Annotated in this window: 18 protein-coding genes and 1 tRNA gene; 12 read left to right on the forward strand and 7 right to left on the reverse strand. The window is 61.4% G+C overall.

The features are described 5' to 3' along the window. Positions 1–240 precede the first annotated feature (240 nt). From HQ843_RS06890 to HQ843_RS06920, 8 genes are all read left to right on the forward strand, one after another. The gene (locus tag HQ843_RS06890) at positions 241–780 is read left to right on the forward strand and encodes a hypothetical protein (RefSeq protein ID WP_180899209.1); all 540 of its coding nucleotides are present in this window, start codon (positions 241–243) and stop codon (positions 778–780) included. Positions 781–864: 84 nt separating this feature from the next. Then, positions 865–1,473, forward strand: coding sequence for a hypothetical protein (locus HQ843_RS06895; protein ID WP_180899208.1), 609 nt, complete (start codon positions 865–867; stop codon positions 1,471–1,473). A 102-nt stretch (positions 1,474–1,575) separates the two neighbouring features. Next, a complete protein-coding gene (locus HQ843_RS06900; protein ID WP_246710294.1) occupies positions 1,576–2,832 on the forward strand; it encodes a phage portal protein in 1,257 nt (418 codons plus the stop codon). Continuing rightward, complete coding sequence (locus HQ843_RS06905; RefSeq protein ID WP_180899207.1) at positions 2,829–4,625, forward strand: phage major capsid protein; 1,797 nt, start codon at positions 2,829–2,831, stop codon at positions 4,623–4,625. Before HQ843_RS06900 ends, HQ843_RS06905 begins: the two co-directional genes overlap by 4 nt. Beyond that, complete coding sequence (gene gpW / locus HQ843_RS06910; protein ID WP_180899206.1) at positions 4,625–4,894, forward strand: gpW family head-tail joining protein; 270 nt, start codon at positions 4,625–4,627, stop codon at positions 4,892–4,894. The genes HQ843_RS06905 and gpW overlap by 1 nt, the downstream gene beginning before the upstream one ends. Further along, entirely contained in the window at positions 4,891–5,211 is a 321-nt protein-coding gene (locus HQ843_RS06915) for a DUF2190 family protein (protein ID WP_180899205.1), read from the forward strand. The genes gpW and HQ843_RS06915 overlap by 4 nt, the downstream gene beginning before the upstream one ends. A 162-nt stretch (positions 5,212–5,373) precedes the next feature. Then, complete coding sequence (locus tag HQ843_RS29360; protein ID WP_246710295.1) at positions 5,374–5,772, forward strand: excisionase; 399 nt, start codon at positions 5,374–5,376, stop codon at positions 5,770–5,772. Positions 5,773–5,783: 11 nt separating this feature from the next. Continuing rightward, positions 5,784–6,734 (forward strand): site-specific integrase, encoded by a 951-nt coding sequence (locus tag HQ843_RS06920; protein WP_246710296.1) that lies wholly within the window; start codon positions 5,784–5,786, stop codon positions 6,732–6,734. Positions 6,735–6,774: 40 nt separating this feature from the next. Here the strand turns inward: HQ843_RS06920 and HQ843_RS06925 are convergent. Next, positions 6,775–6,849 (reverse strand) — tRNA-Val (locus HQ843_RS06925). An 81-nt stretch (positions 6,850–6,930) separates the two neighbouring features. Next, positions 6,931–7,293: a cell cycle two-component system response regulator CpdR gene (gene cpdR, locus HQ843_RS06930; protein ID WP_174802139.1), complete on the reverse strand. Its 363-nt coding sequence runs from the start codon at positions 7,291–7,293 to the stop codon at positions 6,931–6,933. Between the two features lie 157 nt (positions 7,294–7,450). On the opposite strand from cpdR, the gene HQ843_RS06935 reads away from it, so the two are divergent. The 3 genes from HQ843_RS06935 (at position 7,451) to HQ843_RS06945 (ending at position 10,412) form a co-directional block, all read left to right on the forward strand. Further along, positions 7,451–8,362, forward strand: a complete 912-nt coding sequence (locus tag HQ843_RS06935) for an N-formylglutamate amidohydrolase (protein WP_180899203.1) — start codon at positions 7,451–7,453, stop codon at positions 8,360–8,362. A gap of 341 nt (positions 8,363–8,703) precedes the next feature. Continuing rightward, a complete protein-coding gene (gene hisN / locus HQ843_RS06940; protein WP_180899202.1) occupies positions 8,704–9,477 on the forward strand; it encodes a histidinol-phosphatase in 774 nt (257 codons plus the stop codon). Positions 9,478–9,920: 443 nt separating this feature from the next. Then, on the forward strand, positions 9,921–10,412 hold the full coding sequence (locus HQ843_RS06945; protein WP_180899201.1) for an Hsp20 family protein: 492 nt from the start codon (positions 9,921–9,923) through the stop codon (positions 10,410–10,412). Between the two features lie 60 nt (positions 10,413–10,472). On the opposite strand, the gene HQ843_RS06950 is transcribed toward HQ843_RS06945, so the two are convergent. The 5 genes from HQ843_RS06950 to HQ843_RS06970 form a co-directional block, all read right to left on the reverse strand. Then, entirely contained in the window at positions 10,473–11,039 is a 567-nt protein-coding gene (locus HQ843_RS06950) for a DoxX family protein (RefSeq protein ID WP_180899200.1), read from the reverse strand. Next, the gene (locus HQ843_RS06955) at positions 11,036–11,842 is read right to left on the reverse strand and encodes an HvfC/BufC N-terminal domain-containing protein (RefSeq protein ID WP_180899199.1); all 807 of its coding nucleotides are present in this window, start codon (positions 11,840–11,842) and stop codon (positions 11,036–11,038) included. Before HQ843_RS06955 ends, HQ843_RS06950 begins: the two co-directional genes overlap by 4 nt. Next, on the reverse strand, positions 11,835–12,722 hold the full coding sequence (bufB, locus tag HQ843_RS06960) for an MNIO family bufferin maturase (RefSeq protein ID WP_180899198.1): 888 nt from the start codon (positions 12,720–12,722) through the stop codon (positions 11,835–11,837). Before bufB ends, HQ843_RS06955 begins: the two co-directional genes overlap by 8 nt. Before the next feature lie 51 nt (positions 12,723–12,773). Next, positions 12,774–13,073 (reverse strand): BufA1 family periplasmic bufferin-type metallophore, encoded by a 300-nt coding sequence (locus HQ843_RS06965; protein ID WP_180899197.1) that lies wholly within the window; start codon positions 13,071–13,073, stop codon positions 12,774–12,776. A gap of 151 nt (positions 13,074–13,224) precedes the next feature. Continuing rightward, positions 13,225–14,271, reverse strand: a complete 1,047-nt coding sequence (locus HQ843_RS06970; protein ID WP_180899196.1) for a threonine aldolase family protein — start codon at positions 14,269–14,271, stop codon at positions 13,225–13,227. Here HQ843_RS06970 and HQ843_RS06975 point away from each other — a divergent pair. After that, positions 14,270–14,752 (forward strand): hypothetical protein, encoded by a 483-nt coding sequence (locus HQ843_RS06975; RefSeq protein WP_180899195.1) that lies wholly within the window; start codon positions 14,270–14,272, stop codon positions 14,750–14,752. The two genes, HQ843_RS06970 and HQ843_RS06975, sit on opposite strands and share 2 nt — an antisense overlap. Positions 14,753–14,791: the final 39 nt, after the last annotated feature.

Genomic DNA, 14,791 nt, shown 5'->3' on the forward strand with positions numbered 1-14,791 from the left:
TTAAATTCGCCTCTGTCATCCTGATTTCCCCCTCATCAGCTTCTGCGCGCCGAACTGTAGCAATTCCTATCTTTGCCGCCCGAGCGAGGTCACTTGCAGTCCATCGGATAAGTGCGCGGCCTGCGCGGATTTGAGCACTAGTGATCTTTTTCATATCATATGGTTTTTTATTGATCGCAAAAACTTCATGTGATATAAATTTTATCACGTGAGCAATTTGTCATCAATGGAGCAACGCGAATGAACACTCATTTTCGCGAACGGGACAGCTATGTCCGCATCACAGAACTCACCCCTGACCTGAAACGCAAGATCGAGGATGCCGTCGAAAACCTCCTCCTGATCCTCGATGCCTATGCAGGCGACGAGAACGCGGAGGATGACGGCAGCGACGAGCCGGTCAACGGCTGGCCCAATCAGGGGCAGTCTTCCAATATCGCCATGTCCTGCGATGACGAGCGGGAAGTCGACAATGCAGACTACGAGCCCTGGCTTGGCTGGACGACTTCAGGGGGCACCGGAGCGCCGTGCGACCGAGACCTCGAAGTAAACGGCGACGAAAGTGAGCCGTTGTGCGGGTGGACCGAAGAATTCAATCAGGCCAACGTTCACCGGACTTCAAATGGCGGAGTGCAGGAATGGAGCTTCCATTCTGGTTTCGACCGCAGCGGGGTCCGTGTGGCGGCTGATCTGCTCATGGACAAGGTGGGGCTAGGGGCTGCGAGCTGCGCCGCGCCACTGATGGTCTACAAGGATTATGTCCTGCGACGAGCCGAATGAAATAGCCGGCTTTGAGGCAATGAGGCGACCTCAAATAAACGAATACACTTGTATCTATTATCATCATGTGGTCTAAATGCACCCATGAAACCGAAGCAGACTGCGCCCGAATATATCTATCCCGTGTCCATCGTGATTGCCGTTGTCGGCGTGAAGCAGATCACGTTCAACAAATGGCGAACCCGCAATGGCCTGTTTCCGCGCACACAACAGGAAAAGGGCTGGAGCTATTATTCCGTCGCCGATATCTGCGTGGCCTCTGCCGTCAAAGGCATGACCGCACACGGCGCGCAGGCAAAGTTTGCAACTAAAGCCGCCATGGCGCTGCTGCCGCGCTTCGAGGAGATCGACAGGGCAGCGCGGGAACATGGCGAAGATCAGAGCCGGCTGGATGCTGTTCTGGTCAATACGGTCGCCGTGATCATGAGCGAAGACGACGCCGAAGAACACGCCGATGCCGATGTTGAAATCGAGTTCTACTCGCCGACCGTTTCGCTTCAGACGGTTTTGAAGACGGCCGACAACCGCAACCGGATGGGCTGGAATGCGGCAAGCTTCCTCGACCTGTTCGAGATCTACAAATCGGTTCTGTTTTCGCTTCAGCTTCTCGACCCGGAAGCCTTTCCGTCCCCCGTCGAACGGGAGCGGATGACCGCCGAAGCCCTGCTCGAAGCGCTTCACGCCAACCACTAACGCCAACGGTCACAACGGGAGCGGGAAAGGTATTTTATGACATCCTTAATAAGAGATCTGTTTTTTAGAAAGAACAAATCAGGCGCAATACAAGGCCGTAGCGTGAACGCTGCGGCTTTCTGGCCTGATGATCCCCGCGCGGTATCCGCCAGCCGCGACATTCGCGCCTCAACCCAGATTGTCGGCCAGCGTGTCGCAGGCCTCTATCTCAATGACCCCGTTGTCCGCTCCGCAATCGAGATCACCGTCTCGATGCTGGTCGGCGACGGGGTTCGCCTGAAGCATGCAGATGCCGAGATCGCCAAGGGCTTCAACAAGCGCCGCTTCGATCCGTCCGAAGAACAGAGCCTGCTTTCGCTTCAGCGCGCCATTGCCCGTTCCTGGGCGGTCTATGGCGAGGCGCTGGCGCTGATGCGGACGCTTGAGGGCGAGGTATCGGTCCAGATGCTGCACCCCGATCAGCTTGAGCGGGCGAAGAATGAAGACCTGGGCAATGGCCGGGTGATAATCGCGGGTGTGGAGTTCGACGCCTACGACCGGATTGTCGCCTACTGGATACTGCCGCAGTCGCCCGACGATCCTTTCGGCGTCTATCGCCCGTCGCAGCGCTTCGAGGCTTCGAACGTGCTGCACATCTTCGAACGGGAGTTTCCCGGCCAGACGCGGGGGATTTCCCCGCTGGTGTCGGTCCTGCCGGTTCTGAATACCGCCAGCATCGCGGTTGATGCCGGTCTCAAGAAGCTTCAGGTGGCAGCGCTCTTCACCGCGTTTCTCACCACGCCGGACGGTTCGGACGTCTTCAGCGGGGACGTGAAGCCGTCGATGGAGCCCGGTGCTACGGTTCGCCTCAATCCCGGCGAAAGCGTCGACCTGGCCGAAGGTGGCGAGGCCGGCGACCTGCCTGCTTTCCTCAAGATCCTTTACCGGCAGGTCGCCGCCGCCATCGGCTGCACCTATGAGGACCTGATCGGGGATCTTGAGGGCGTCAACTATTCGAGCTTCCGGGGCGGCGCTCTGACGGCACGGCGCAAGGCCGATGCTCGCCGGGCACTGCTGATCATCGACGGCTTTCTCATGCCGCTCTATCGCCGCTGGCGGGCCGTGGAAGCCCTTCGCGGCAATCTTTCGGCCGAGATCGAGGAGCCGGAATGGATCGAGCCCTCCTGGCCGCAGGTCGACCCGATGAAGGAAGCACAGGCCGATATCGATCTTGTCGATGCCGGTCTCAAGAGCCGCAAGGAAGTCATCGAAGGCCGGGGCCGCGACTTCGAGACGGTCGAGGCCGAGATCGCCGCCGACAGCTTTTCCCGCAACACCCCAAAGGCAACAGCGCCCGAACAGGAGGCCATAGACGAATGACGCTTCTCATGCGCCGGACACACGCCCGGCCAAACTCATACGATCCAGAAACCCGCAGCTTCACCGTGATCGCGGCCACCGAAGCGCCCGTCGATCGCGGCGATCATATTGAGGTTCTGGACCTTGACGCATTCTTTGCCGCAGGCCTGCCCGAAAGCCTGCCGCTTCAGACCGACCATTCCCAGAGTGTCCGCGACACGGTCGGCCGCATGAATAATTTCCGGATCGAGACCATCGACGGCAGGCGCGCGCTTGTCGCCGATGCCGTGCTTTCCGGCCGTGCCGACAACGAAGCTCTTGCCGCCAACCTGAAGGACGGCGCGCAGACGGGGTTCTCGGTCGGCTACACCGTTTCCCGCTGGCAGAAGTCGAAGGACGGCCAGACGGGAAAGCCGATGCGACGCGCCGTAGCCGGGCGGTTCGTCGAAGGCTCGCTTGTCATCAACCCGGCAGACGCAAACGCTTTCGTAAGGATGGAAGACATGGAAACAGAAACGCAGACCGGCAATGAAAACGCCGGTCTCGATGACGCCACGCTGCGCACACTCGCCCGTTCGGCAGGCATCGCCGACGCCACGATTGACGGCGTTCTTTCGCGTGACGGCAACAGCGAAGCCCGCATGCGGGCGCTGCTCGAAAGCCTGGGGACCGCGCCGACCGTCCGCAGCGCTGGCAACCACAACGAGGACACGCTCGACAATCCGCAGGTACTTTGCCGCGCGGCCATCGATGCCTTCGACGCCATAAACCGGGGGCAGGCGCCGACCGGGGCCGCTTCGGCTGTCTTTGCTGAAGGCGAGGCCGCTTTCGCCCGCAAGATCCTGCGCAATGCCGGACAAAGTATCGCCGGGCTCTCCGATGCCATGGTGCTGCGCAACGCTGCCGCTACCGCCGACTATGCGATCATTGCCGGCGGCACCTTCAACCTGTCCATGCGTCGGGAATACGAGGCCGCGCTCTCCCCGATTGCCGCGCTGTTCGGCGAGACGACGGTCGAGAGCTTCAACAAGGAAACCTCCGGCCTCGTGGACTGGACGACGCTTGCCATCGGCGACAAGCTCGAAAACGGCCACTACAAGGCCTCTTACGTCGATGAGAGCGGCGAGACGATCTATGTCTCGACCATTGGCGGGGTGACCTCGGTTTCCCGCGAGCTTTCGATCAATGCCGGTTCCCGGCTGGGCGACATGGGCACCAAATACGGCAAGCGCCTTGCCGCCGACCTCGCCGACCGACAGGTCGCATTCCTCGAACAGAGCAACGGAGCCGGGCCGAAGATGGCGGACGGCAAGGCCGTGTTCCATGCCAGCCGAGGCAATATCGCAACCTTCGAGAATGCCGGTTCCACTGATCTGGAAACCATGACGCTGGCGGCAAGGGAACTCCTGGTCATCCGGTCTGCCATGTCCCGCCGCAAGGGTAAGGGCAATGTGATCATCGGCGTTTACCCGACGCACTGGCTGGTTGCGCCGGAATTCGAACCCGATGCCATCCGCATGCTGGCTTCGACCTCGCCAAGCTCGGTTGCTGAAGTCAATCCGCTGGCAGGAAAGCTTGAGATCGTCGCCGAACCCCGGCTGAGCGAGACCAACCAGAGCTGGTTTGTTGCCGCACCCGCCAAGATGGACGGCGCAACCCGGGTGATGCTGCGCGGCAATGAAGCGCCGTTCACCGACAGCCGCCAGAACTTCGACACCGACGCCATCGACTTCAAGATCCGACAGGACTTCGGCCTCGGCTGGCTGGAATGGCGTTCGTGGACCCGGCTCGACCATACGGAGGCGGCGGGCTGATGGCGGAAGAACAGGCGATATCCGAACAGACTGCGGTGCCTCAGACGCCTCAGGAGCGGCTGCGGGATGCGCAATTGGCGCTTCACAAGCTCGAAATCGGGCAGAGCGTGGTGACGATCTCCTATGAGGGCGAGAGCGTCAGCTACACCGCCGCCAACCGCACATCGCTTCAGGCCTATATCCGCCGCCTGCAAGCCGAACTTGGGGTCGCCGCGCAGGCGAGCCCGCGCATCTTCAACATTCAGGGACGAAGGGGCTACAGGCCATGAAGAACTTCATTCAGCCCGGCAACATTGTCGATCTCACCGCGCCGGCAGGCGGGCTTGCCTCCGGGCAGGCGCATTTGTTCGGGGCGCTGTTCGGCATTGCCACCACAGCCGCCGCAGAAGGTCAGAAACTGGCCGTGTCGCTCGAAGGCGTGTTCGCGCTTCCGAAGGCCGCAGGCGACAGCCTGGCCGAAGGTGAGGCCGTCTACTGGGATGGCGCGGCCATCACCGCCGACAGCGCCGGCAACACGCTTGTCGGCCATGCCGTCGAAGCCGCGGCGGTAGCTGCAACCACAGTTACGGTTCGCGTCAGAAACTGACGCGGGCAGACTTCGGCGAGGGCGTTCTGAATCCGTCCTCGCCGAAACGCCAGTCAAGCGCATGTGACTGGTGAGCGGCGTTCTCCTTTGTCCGCCGCTGCAAAGGCCTCTCCCCGTGTTCACTCATGGCGGGGGGAGGCCCGGAAACAACGGGAAGTGAAGATGACAAAAATAGATCGTTCGGAGATTGAGCCGGACACCCCTTTGAGGCTGAAGGTTGCGGCCAAAATTGCTTTTCCGGACGGAAGCATGACGGACAGCGGCCTTCGCAGCGAGATCGCGAAAGGGCGGTTGGCGGTCGAGAGGATCGCCGGTCGCCAGTATGTGACATTGAATGCAATTAAGGAAATGAGGGCACTATGCCGCGAAGAGCGAAAGGCACACGGCTTTATCTCAGAAGCCGCAAAGGTCGTCCGTCAGTCTGGGTCATCCTCGACGGACCCGTTGAGGTCAGCACGGGATGCGGCGAGCATGATCGCGGAGAAGCTGAAAAAGCCCTCGAACGCTATCTTACCGAAAAGCATCGCCCGGAATGGCATCGCGGAAGTCCGGCAGAAGTAGCAGTCGCTGACGTGCTTGCCTTTTACGGCGAGCATCGCGCTCCTGAGCTCACACATCCGGAACTTGTCGGCTATCACCTTATCCCGCTGCTCGACTTCTTTGGCGACAAGCTTTGTGCCTTCATCGATGCCAGTTCGTGCCGTGCCTATTGGCGTGGCCGCATGGAAGGCAAGATCGGAAGACGGGTGGTGAAGCAGGGCACGGCGCGTCGCGAGCTTGAGACATTGCAGGCGGCGCTGCGTTTCGCATATCAGAGCAACAAGCTGGCTTTTCCCGTGCCGGTTACGCTGCCTGAGAAAGCCCCGCCGCGAGAGCGTTGGTTGACGCGTACGGAAGCTGCCGCGTTGATCGCCGGCGCACTCGGCATCACGCCGGTCGCCTACGACCTGGCCAGCCGGAAGCCGGTAAAATGGGGCCGGATGTTCCGGCCTTCCTATCATGTCGCCCGGTTCATCCTGATCGGGCTCTATACCGGCACGCGTCACGACGCGATTTTGAACATGCGTTGGAAACAGAACTCCAAAGGCGGATGGTTCGACCTCGATCACGGCATCATGTATCGGCGCGGGCAAGGCCAGGCCGAAACCAACAAGCGCCGCCCGCCCGTTCCGATCCAAGAAAATCTCGCGGCGCATGTCGAGCGCTGGAAGCGAATCACTATTCACGGAGCGGTCGAGTATCACGGCCAGCTGATTGCCAAAGAAAAGAAGGGTTTTGCGCGTGCCCGCATATTGGCAGGGCTGGATGAAAGCGTAACGCCTCACGTTCTGCGCCATACATGCGCGACGTGGATGCTCCAGAGAGGCATTTCAACATGGGAAGTCGCGGGCTTTCTCGGCACGTCCGAGAAGGTGATTCGAGACACTTATGGCCATCATTCCCCCCACCACCTGAGTACCGCCAAAAGGCGGTTTCGTGGGCATAAAATGGGCGGCCAGAATGGAAAGGAGCTATCGCAATGAAAGCTGGAAGCTTAACCCCTTGCGGTAAAGGGGGAACGGATGGTGGGCGTAACAGGGATCGAACCTGTGACCCCTACGATGTCAACGTAGTGCTCTCCCGCTGAGCTATACGCCCATCCGTGGCGCGGTGTATTCCAAAATTTGGCGGCGGCGTCAACTTATTTCTGAAGCTTTTTTGACGGCCCGGCAGGCGGTTTCAGGCGGCCAGCACCTTTTCGACTTCATCGACCAGATCGCGCAGATGGAACGGCTTGGAGAGCACCTTGGCATCCTTCGGGGCCTGCGAATCGGCGTTCAGGGCCACGGCGGCGAAACCGGTGATGAAAATCACCTTGAGGTCGGGGTCGAGTTCGGTGGCGCGGCGCGCCAGTTCGATCCCGTCCATCTCCGGCATGACGATATCGGTCAGGAGCAACGAGAACGGCTCTTCTCGCAGCCGGTCGTAGGCGCTTGCGCCATTGTCGAAGGCGGCGACCTGATAGCCGGCCTTTTCGAGCGCCTTCACCAGAAACCGGCGCATGTCGTCGTCATCTTCAGCAAGCAGGATTTTCAGGACCATCGGTTCAACCATATCGGCGCAGGCGTCTTGTTAACGGTCTGATAGACCCTCTGTCGTAAACAAGCAATAAAGACGGGTCCAAACTTTTCAAACGCCGGCAAACCGGCTTGGCAGGAAGGCCCGGCCGTCCTAAATTCCATGGTTTGAAGGAGCCAGGGTGACCAAGCGCAGCAGACAGGAACGGCCGGAGGACGGCGACAGCCGGAACGTGTTCTTCGAGGTGATCCGCCCCGAGGCGCAGACGCTGCCGCTAGTGTTCAATTCGCCGCATTCGGGCCGGGTCTATACCCGCGAGTTCCTCGCCGCCTCGCGGCTCAGTTCGCATGATATCCGCCGCTCGGAGGATCTTTATGTCGATGAGCTGTTTTCTGCAGCGCCCGCTTTCGGCGCGCCGTTGCAGCGGGCGTTTTTTCCGCGCGCCTTCCTCGATGTCAATCGCGAGCCGTTCGAACTCGATCCGCGGATGTTTTCCGCTGCCCTGCCCGCCCACATCAACGCGATCTCGCCGCGCGTTGCCGGCGGGCTCGGCACCATTCCGAAGATCGTGGCGGAGAACATGCCGATCTATGACGCGCCGCTTGACGTGGAGGATGGTCTGTCGCGGATCGAGTGGATCTACCGGCCCTATCATCAAAGCCTCAAGGCGCTGCTGCAGGATACGCGCCGCGCATTCGGCCGCGCGGTGCTGATCGACTGCCATTCGATGCCCGGCACGGTGTCGGTCGGCGGCCACCGCAGGCGACCGGATTTCATCATCGGCGACCGCTACGGCACCAGCGCCTCGGCGGCAATCGCCTATGCCGCGATCTCGATCCTCGAAGGCATGGGGTTTTCCACCGCCTATAACAAACCCTATGCGGGTGGTTTCATTACCGAGCATTACGGCCGTCCCGCCGCCGGTTGCCACGCGCTGCAGATCGAGATATCGCGCAGGCTCTATGCCGATGAGGCCAGTCTTCAGAAGAAGCCGGAATTCGTCGCGGTCAGGCAGGCGGTCAACCTGTTCATCGGCGAGTTCGCGGCGTTCCTGATGGCGGAGGGGGAAGCGACCGGGCTTGCAGCCGAATAGCGCTTCAAAAAAAACCGCGCTCGTGGCGCGGCTAAGTCTAGGGAGGAAACACCCAAGGAGGGTATTCACAGTCAAAAGACTGTAATTGAACTCTAGATGACGGGTTGATGACTGTCAAGCATTTTTGCCTGATATTTACGCATGGTCGACTAATGTTTAATTTTTACGCTGAAAGCTTATTTTTTACGCGTTCTTGCTCTCGTCATTGGCTGCTTTTCCGGGCTTTATCCCGGTTTCCTCCGCTCAGGCCGCGGCGGGCCTGGACGAATCGGGCGATGACTGCCGATTGAAGCGCTTCCGCCCGAAAGTGCATATAGACAGATAGAGATGAAGGACATGACATGCTGCCCGACCGCAAATTCTTCGAGAAGCTCGCCGATGCGGCCGCCGCCGAAACCCTGCCGCGCTTTCGCTCCGGGCTCGATGTCGACAACAAGCTTTCAGGCGGCTTCGATCCCGTCACCGAAGGCGATCGCGCGGCCGAACGGGCGATCCGCGCGCTGATTGGCGAGCGCTATCCCGATCACGGCATTCTCGGGGAGGAGCATGGCGCCGAGGGGCTGAAACGCGAATGCCTCTGGGTCATCGACCCCATCGACGGTACGCGGGCCTTCATCTCGGGTGTGCCGGTCTGGGGTACGCTGGTCGGGCTTTACCACAATGGCCGGGCGACGCTTGGAATGATGGACCAGCCCTTTACCCGCGAGCGCTATTTCGCCGATGGCGAACGCAGCCACTATTCCGGGCCGGGCGGACCGCGCGTCCTGAAGACGCGCGGATGCCATGCGCTTGAGGAGGCGGTGATGTTCACCACCTCGCCGCGAATCATCGCCGACCAGCTTCAAAATAGCTACGACCGTCTGGAAGCGCGCGTGCGTCTCGCCCGCTACGGCACGGATTGTTATGCCTATTGCCTTGTGGCGGCGGGCTTCGTCGATCTGGTGGTGGAAACCGGGCTCCAGCCTTACGACATCGGGGCCCTGATCCCGATCATCGAGCAGGCGGGCGGCGTGGTGACGACGTGGCAGGGCGGACGGCCGGAAGATGGCGGCGATATCGTCGCTGCGGCAACGCCGGACCTCCATGAGGCGGCGCTTTCAGTGCTCAACGCCTGATAGCCGGGCCTGACAGCCGGGCCTGATTGCCGGATTTATCGGCAAAAAAAGGACCGGAACCCGCCGCTTGAACAGGGGTAAAAGCGGCTCGGTTCCGGCCAAGGTTACCGCCGCCGCTGGGTCAAGAGCGGACAACGGGCCGGGACGGGTGCGCCGTAGTTCCCGGCAAGGAAATGAATGCCCCATTTCCCCTGAACGGAGCTGCAATAAAGCATTCATTTCCCGTTCATCCATAAGGCGAGTTAGCCGTATCTGCAATCGCGGAAAACGTGTCTTGGGTAGAGTGCCGTTTGCGAACGCCGAGACTCTTGAAATAATGCGGACAAAATCCCAGATAAATCACGTCGGACGCCGCAGCTCGGGTCCGTAACCGTTCTCAGCAATCGCCGGTTTCGGGATTGCCGGGGATATTATCGCAAACTCGTCGCTCAAAGGAGGACATCATGCGTAATGTCGATTTTTCACCCCTTTATCGTTCCACTGTCGGTTTCGACAGGCTTTTCAATCTGCTTGATACCGTAGGTCAACCCGAACAGGCCCCCACCTATCCGCCCTACAATATCGAGCGCACCGGTGAAAACGACTACCAGATCACCATGGCCGTTGCCGGTTTCGGCGAAAACGAGCTCTCGATCGAAGCCCATGCCAATGTGCTGACGGTCCGGGGCGAGAAGGCCGCGGAAGAAGCCGATGACGGTCGCGAATATCTCTATCGCGGCATCGCCAAGCGCGCCTTCGAACGCCGTTTCCAGCTCGCCGATCACATGGAAGTGCGCGGCGCCAGTCTGAAGAACGGCATCCTGCATGTGGCGCTTCTTCGCAACATTCCCGAAGCCATGAAGCCCCGCCGGATCGCGATCGAGACCCGTGGCGGCGACCAGGCCAAAATGATCTCTGCCGATGTCGGCAAGAACAGTGAAAAGACCGCCGCCTGATCAGGCGCGGTTGAACTGACGGGCGGCGCTTCTCGAAGGAGAGGCGCCGCCTTTTTGCGCTTATCGCCTGCGGCAGGCGCGGCCTGCCAGCCCGTCGACGGAGACGATGCCGGGGCCGTAAATGATCAGATAGACAAGCGGAAACAGCCACAACAGCCGCTGGTCGAGGATGACGGCGTCGGGGAAGCGGTCGAACAGCGCGCCGATGGTCTCGGGGCCGACCTGATGCACGGTAATGTCGACGATGGTCTGGACCACGATGAAGACCGCCATGCCGAGCGCCGAAAGCCGGGTCAGCACGCCGAACACGATCATCAGCGGCAGCAGGAATTCGGCATAGGTGCCGAGATAGACCACCAGATGCCAGGGGAATGCCACCTGGGACACGTCACCGCCGGCCGCCTCCACGGCGGGCAGCGCGATCTGGTAATAGGCGCTGTCGCGAACCATGAAAAAGCCGGCAAGGCCGGGTCCGACCTTCGTCAGCGCCGAGTTCAGGAAATAGAAATAGAGGGTGGCGGCAAAGACCAGCCGGGCGAGCAGCCCGGGCAGCCAAAACGATAATGCCCGTTCGAGAGCATCTCCGGCGTCGCTGTACATACGGAAAAGACGGTGGAACAGGCTCATCGGGGATCATTCTCCGGTCGGATGCCGGCAAAGGCGCCGGCGGTCAGGATCAGGGCGAAGGCGGATGAGAGATCGAAGGCGTCATCGGTCGCGCCGGCGCGATCCGCGGCCTCGCCGATCGGCGTTCCGGCAAAAAGCGCCTTGATGAATGCGGCGTCGCCGGGCGTCAGGATGTGAACGGCGACGTCATAGCGGGGCCGGACGATCAACGCGGTCTCGGCGGGCGCGGGGTCGAGGCCCTTCAGGCTTTCCTGCGCCTTTGACTTCAGGAAAATGCTGGCCGCGGCGGAGTGCAGCGGCAACAGCCGGGCTGCCGGATGGGCGGCAAGCCGGGTCATCATCAGTGTGTCCGGATCGCGGGACAACAGCGTTTCGGGCGCAAGCGGCGGGCAATCGGCGGCGTGATAGGCATCGAGCCAGACCCGCTCCAGTCGCGCGACATCCGCCAGGAAGAACAGTTTTTGCGCCGGCGCGAAGCCTGCGACGAAATCCGGGAAAGCGCGGCCGTATTCGGCAAGGATCGGGGAGCGCGGCGGGTTTGCGGCCAGAAAATCGAGCGCCATGGCGTCGAAGAAGCGCGGCCCCGCAACCTGCCGCGTCACCGGAAAGATATCGCCGAGCGCGCCCTTCAGGCTCATCGCGACATTGTTGCGATAGACCGCATAGCGCTTGTCCGCCCGGCCGCCGAGCGGGTTGATCACGCCATCGGGCACATTCGCGCCCGGCGGTGACAGCAGGCTGACGGCAAAGGCCGGAAACCCCGGTTGCGCCCGCGAAACGGAACCCTTTGCCGGCTCAGCCATGGCGGACACCGAGCAGGCCGTCCTGTTCTTCGATCATCGCATCGGCGATCATCGCCTCGCGTTTCAGCACCGGCCAGTCGGGAACGTCATTGTCCCATTCGATCAGGGTCGGCAGCGGGCCGGCCTGTTTCAGCACGAAGCTGTAGAGCCCCCAGACCACATCGGCCACCGGCCGGTCATGGGCATCGATCAGGAGGGCCGCGCCGTTGTCGTCGCTGTCCTCGGCATGGCCGGCGAGATGGATCTCTCCGACCCGTTCCAGCGGATAGGCCTTCAGATAGGCGATCGCGTCGTAGCCGTTGTTGATGGCCGAGACATGGACATTGTTGACGTCGAGCAGCAGGCCGCAGCCGGTGCGCCGCGCGATCTCGTCCAGAAATTCGGTCTCGGGGATCACGCTTTCGGCAAAGGCGACATAGGTCGACGGATTTTCGAGCAGGATGGCGCGGCCGATGGCTGTTTGCACCTGGTCGATATGGGCGGCGACCAGCGCCAGCGTTTCCTCGGTATAGGGCAGCGGCAGCAGGTCGTTGTAATAGGCGCTTTCATGGGTCGACCAGGCGAGATGCTCGGAAACGAGGCCGGGTTCGTAGCGCTCCACCACAAGGTTCAGCCGGGCAAGATGGGCCGGATCGAGCCCGCCGGGCGCGCCGATCGACATGCCGACGCCGTGGATCGACAGCGGGAAGTCAGCGCGCATGCGGGTGAGGATGCGATGCGGCTGGCCGCCATCGCCCATGTAGTTTTCCGCATGCACCTCCAGAAAGCCGACGCGATAGCCGTCGGCGAGGATGGCATCGGCATGGGCGGTCTTGAAGCCGGCCCCGGCGCGGGCTGGAATGGCGCCGGGATTTTCGAATTTTCTGGAAATCGCGTTCATGATCGCCTCCGAAAATGGGCCGCCGGCGCGGGGGAACGCCGGCGGCAGGGCTCACATTGCCGGCAGGTCGCGGTCGAGCGCATCCAGCGAGCCCATCCGGTCGCCCGGCAGCATCATCTCGGTGCAGGTGCCCTCCTCGACATATTTCCAGGCATTGCCCTGATAATCGACCTTGGAAGTGCCGGCGCAGGTGGTGCCGGGGCCGGCGGCGCAGTCATTCTGGCCGGCCATGGCAACGCCATAGCATTTGACGTTGGCGGCCTGGGCAGGGGTGGTGGTGGCAATCGCGCCGGCTGCGACGGCGAGCGCGCCGGCCAGTGTGGCGGCGCTGAATTTTGAAGTCCTGGACATGAAGCTCTCCTCTTCATCGGTTGTTCAGCAAGGTCTGCCTTGCGTGATGAAGTGTGGCAAAGAGGCGCTTCAACTGGAAATCAATGGCGCGTCATTTCCGCCTCACGGCGGATGACCGGTCCGTGAGTGCGGCGTTACCGGCGGGCAGGCGCTACAAAAACGACACGAACCGGTCGATTTCTGGCGCCTCGGTCGAGAAACTGGTAACGCAGCGGATCAGCGCTTCGCCTTCTGCGATCAGGTCCGGCTGGTCGGCGGGCGTCGGCCAGTTGTGGAACTGAGCGCCGGCCTTGCGGGCATCGTCCGCCGCTTTCTCCGGCAGGATGATGAACACCTCGTTGGTGGCGGTCTCCCAGGCGAGCCGGGCGGTCTTCGCCTTGCGGAACGCATTGCGCATCCGCTCCGCCATGGCATTGGAGTGGCGGGCGAGATCGAGCCACAGCCCGCCTTCGAGATAGGCGTCGAACTGGGCGGAGATGAACCGGGTCTTGGAGAACAGATGCGCCGCGCGCTTGCGGATGAACGGCATGTCGCGGGCCTGATCGGGGTTCATGAACACGATCGCCTCGGCGCACCAGCAGCCGTTCTTGGTGCCGCCGAAGGAGAGAATGTCGACGCCGCGCTTCCACGTCATCTCGGCGGGCGTGACATCAAGGGCCGCAAGCGCGTTGGCAAAGCGGGCACCATCCATATGCACGGGCAGGCCGTGGGCCTTTGCCTCGGCGGTTACCGCATCGATCTCGTCGAGCGCATAGATCGTGCCGACTTCGGTGGACTGGGTCAGCGACACCGCCATCGGCTGGCCATGATGGATGAAATCGGCCGGGTAGCGGGCAATCATCCGCCGGAGCTCTGCCGGGTTGATCCTGCCGTTTTCGCCCGATACCGTGGCAAGCCTGCCGCCGCCGGTGAAATATTCCGGCGCGCCGCCCTCGTCATTGGCGATATGGGCGTCCTTGTGGCAGAACACGACGCCGCCCGGACGGCCGACGGACGACAGCGCCAGCGAGTTGGCCGCCGTGCCGGTGCCGACGAAGAAGACGGCGACCTCGCGCTCGAACACATCGTTGAACCTGGCCTCGATCTTGCGGTCGAGCGCGCTGGCGCCATAGGCATTGGCATAGCCGGACTGTTCACGTATCAGCGCCTCGCCGATGGCGGGGTGGGCGCCGGACCAGTTGTCGGAAGCAAAGAACATGGCGGAAAACCTCAAATCTGATGCTGCTGCGGATATCGGGGAATATCGCCGGCTTTGTAAAGGGAGGCCTTTGAAAAAGCTGCGCGGGACGAGATCGGCGGAAAGTTTGCGCGACAGGGCGCGGCAGGCGTGGAATCTGCCCGAAAATGGCCGTTTTCTTTCACGTATTACGAATAGCGACGGGATCTGGCAACTTTATTGCGCAGGCAGCGGGCTTTGCGTAATTTTCACTCGTCGGTTCGGGCGCGGCTTTGTGATTTTGCTTGCCAGTTTCCGTTGTTTCTGGCATGTAGTGAAGATAGGACAGGTATGCTGTCCTATTTTTGTGTCTGGCAGGATTGCCGCCGGGGGGCTGACGTCATACCGCTTTTGGGTCTATAATGGGCTTTTCGGACGGCGGAAAGCTCCCGCGTCTTATCAGTCAGGACACGCCCGGTCGGTTTTCCATGACGGTTTTTCATGGTTTCCGCTCCGGACTTAAGTGAAATTGATGGCAGGCCGAAGGGGACAACCGTCTTGC

Origin of the sequence: Martelella sp. NC20 (assembly GCF_013459645.1) — a bacterium.
Lineage (GTDB): Bacteria > Pseudomonadota > Alphaproteobacteria > Rhizobiales > Rhizobiaceae > Martelella.

Bases quoted from the DNA above. Each gene is read 5' to 3' on its own strand.
- HQ843_RS06945 (WP_180899201.1), top strand. From the start codon at position 9,921: ATGCGTAATGTCGATTTTTCACCCCTTTATCGTTCCACTGTCGGTTTC.
- HQ843_RS06950 (WP_180899200.1), bottom strand. From the start codon at position 11,039: ATGAGCCTGTTCCACCGTCTTTTCCGTATGTACAGCGACGCCGGAGAT.
- bufB (WP_180899198.1), bottom strand. From the start codon at position 12,722: ATGAACGCGATTTCCAGAAAATTCGAAAATCCCGGCGCCATTCCAGCC.
- hisN (WP_180899202.1), top strand. From the start codon at position 8,704: ATGCTGCCCGACCGCAAATTCTTCGAGAAGCTCGCCGATGCGGCCGCC.
- cpdR (WP_174802139.1), bottom strand. From the start codon at position 7,293: ATGGTCCTGAAAATCCTGCTTGCTGAAGATGACGACGACATGCGCCGG.
- HQ843_RS06975 (WP_180899195.1), top strand. From the start codon at position 14,270: ATGGCGGAAAACCTCAAATCTGATGCTGCTGCGGATATCGGGGAATAT.
- gpW (WP_180899206.1), top strand. From the start codon at position 4,625: ATGGCGGAAGAACAGGCGATATCCGAACAGACTGCGGTGCCTCAGACG.
- HQ843_RS06895 (WP_180899208.1), top strand. From the start codon at position 865: ATGAAACCGAAGCAGACTGCGCCCGAATATATCTATCCCGTGTCCATC.
- HQ843_RS29360 (WP_246710295.1), top strand. From the start codon at position 5,374: ATGACAAAAATAGATCGTTCGGAGATTGAGCCGGACACCCCTTTGAGG.
- HQ843_RS06915 (WP_180899205.1), top strand. From the start codon at position 4,891: ATGAAGAACTTCATTCAGCCCGGCAACATTGTCGATCTCACCGCGCCG.
- HQ843_RS06955 (WP_180899199.1), bottom strand. From the start codon at position 11,842: ATGGCTGAGCCGGCAAAGGGTTCCGTTTCGCGGGCGCAACCGGGGTTT.
- HQ843_RS06905 (WP_180899207.1), top strand. From the start codon at position 2,829: ATGACGCTTCTCATGCGCCGGACACACGCCCGGCCAAACTCATACGAT.
- HQ843_RS06890 (WP_180899209.1), top strand. From the start codon at position 241: ATGAACACTCATTTTCGCGAACGGGACAGCTATGTCCGCATCACAGAA.
- HQ843_RS06965 (WP_180899197.1), bottom strand. From the start codon at position 13,073: ATGTCCAGGACTTCAAAATTCAGCGCCGCCACACTGGCCGGCGCGCTC.
- HQ843_RS06970 (WP_180899196.1), bottom strand. From the start codon at position 14,271: ATGTTCTTTGCTTCCGACAACTGGTCCGGCGCCCACCCCGCCATCGGC.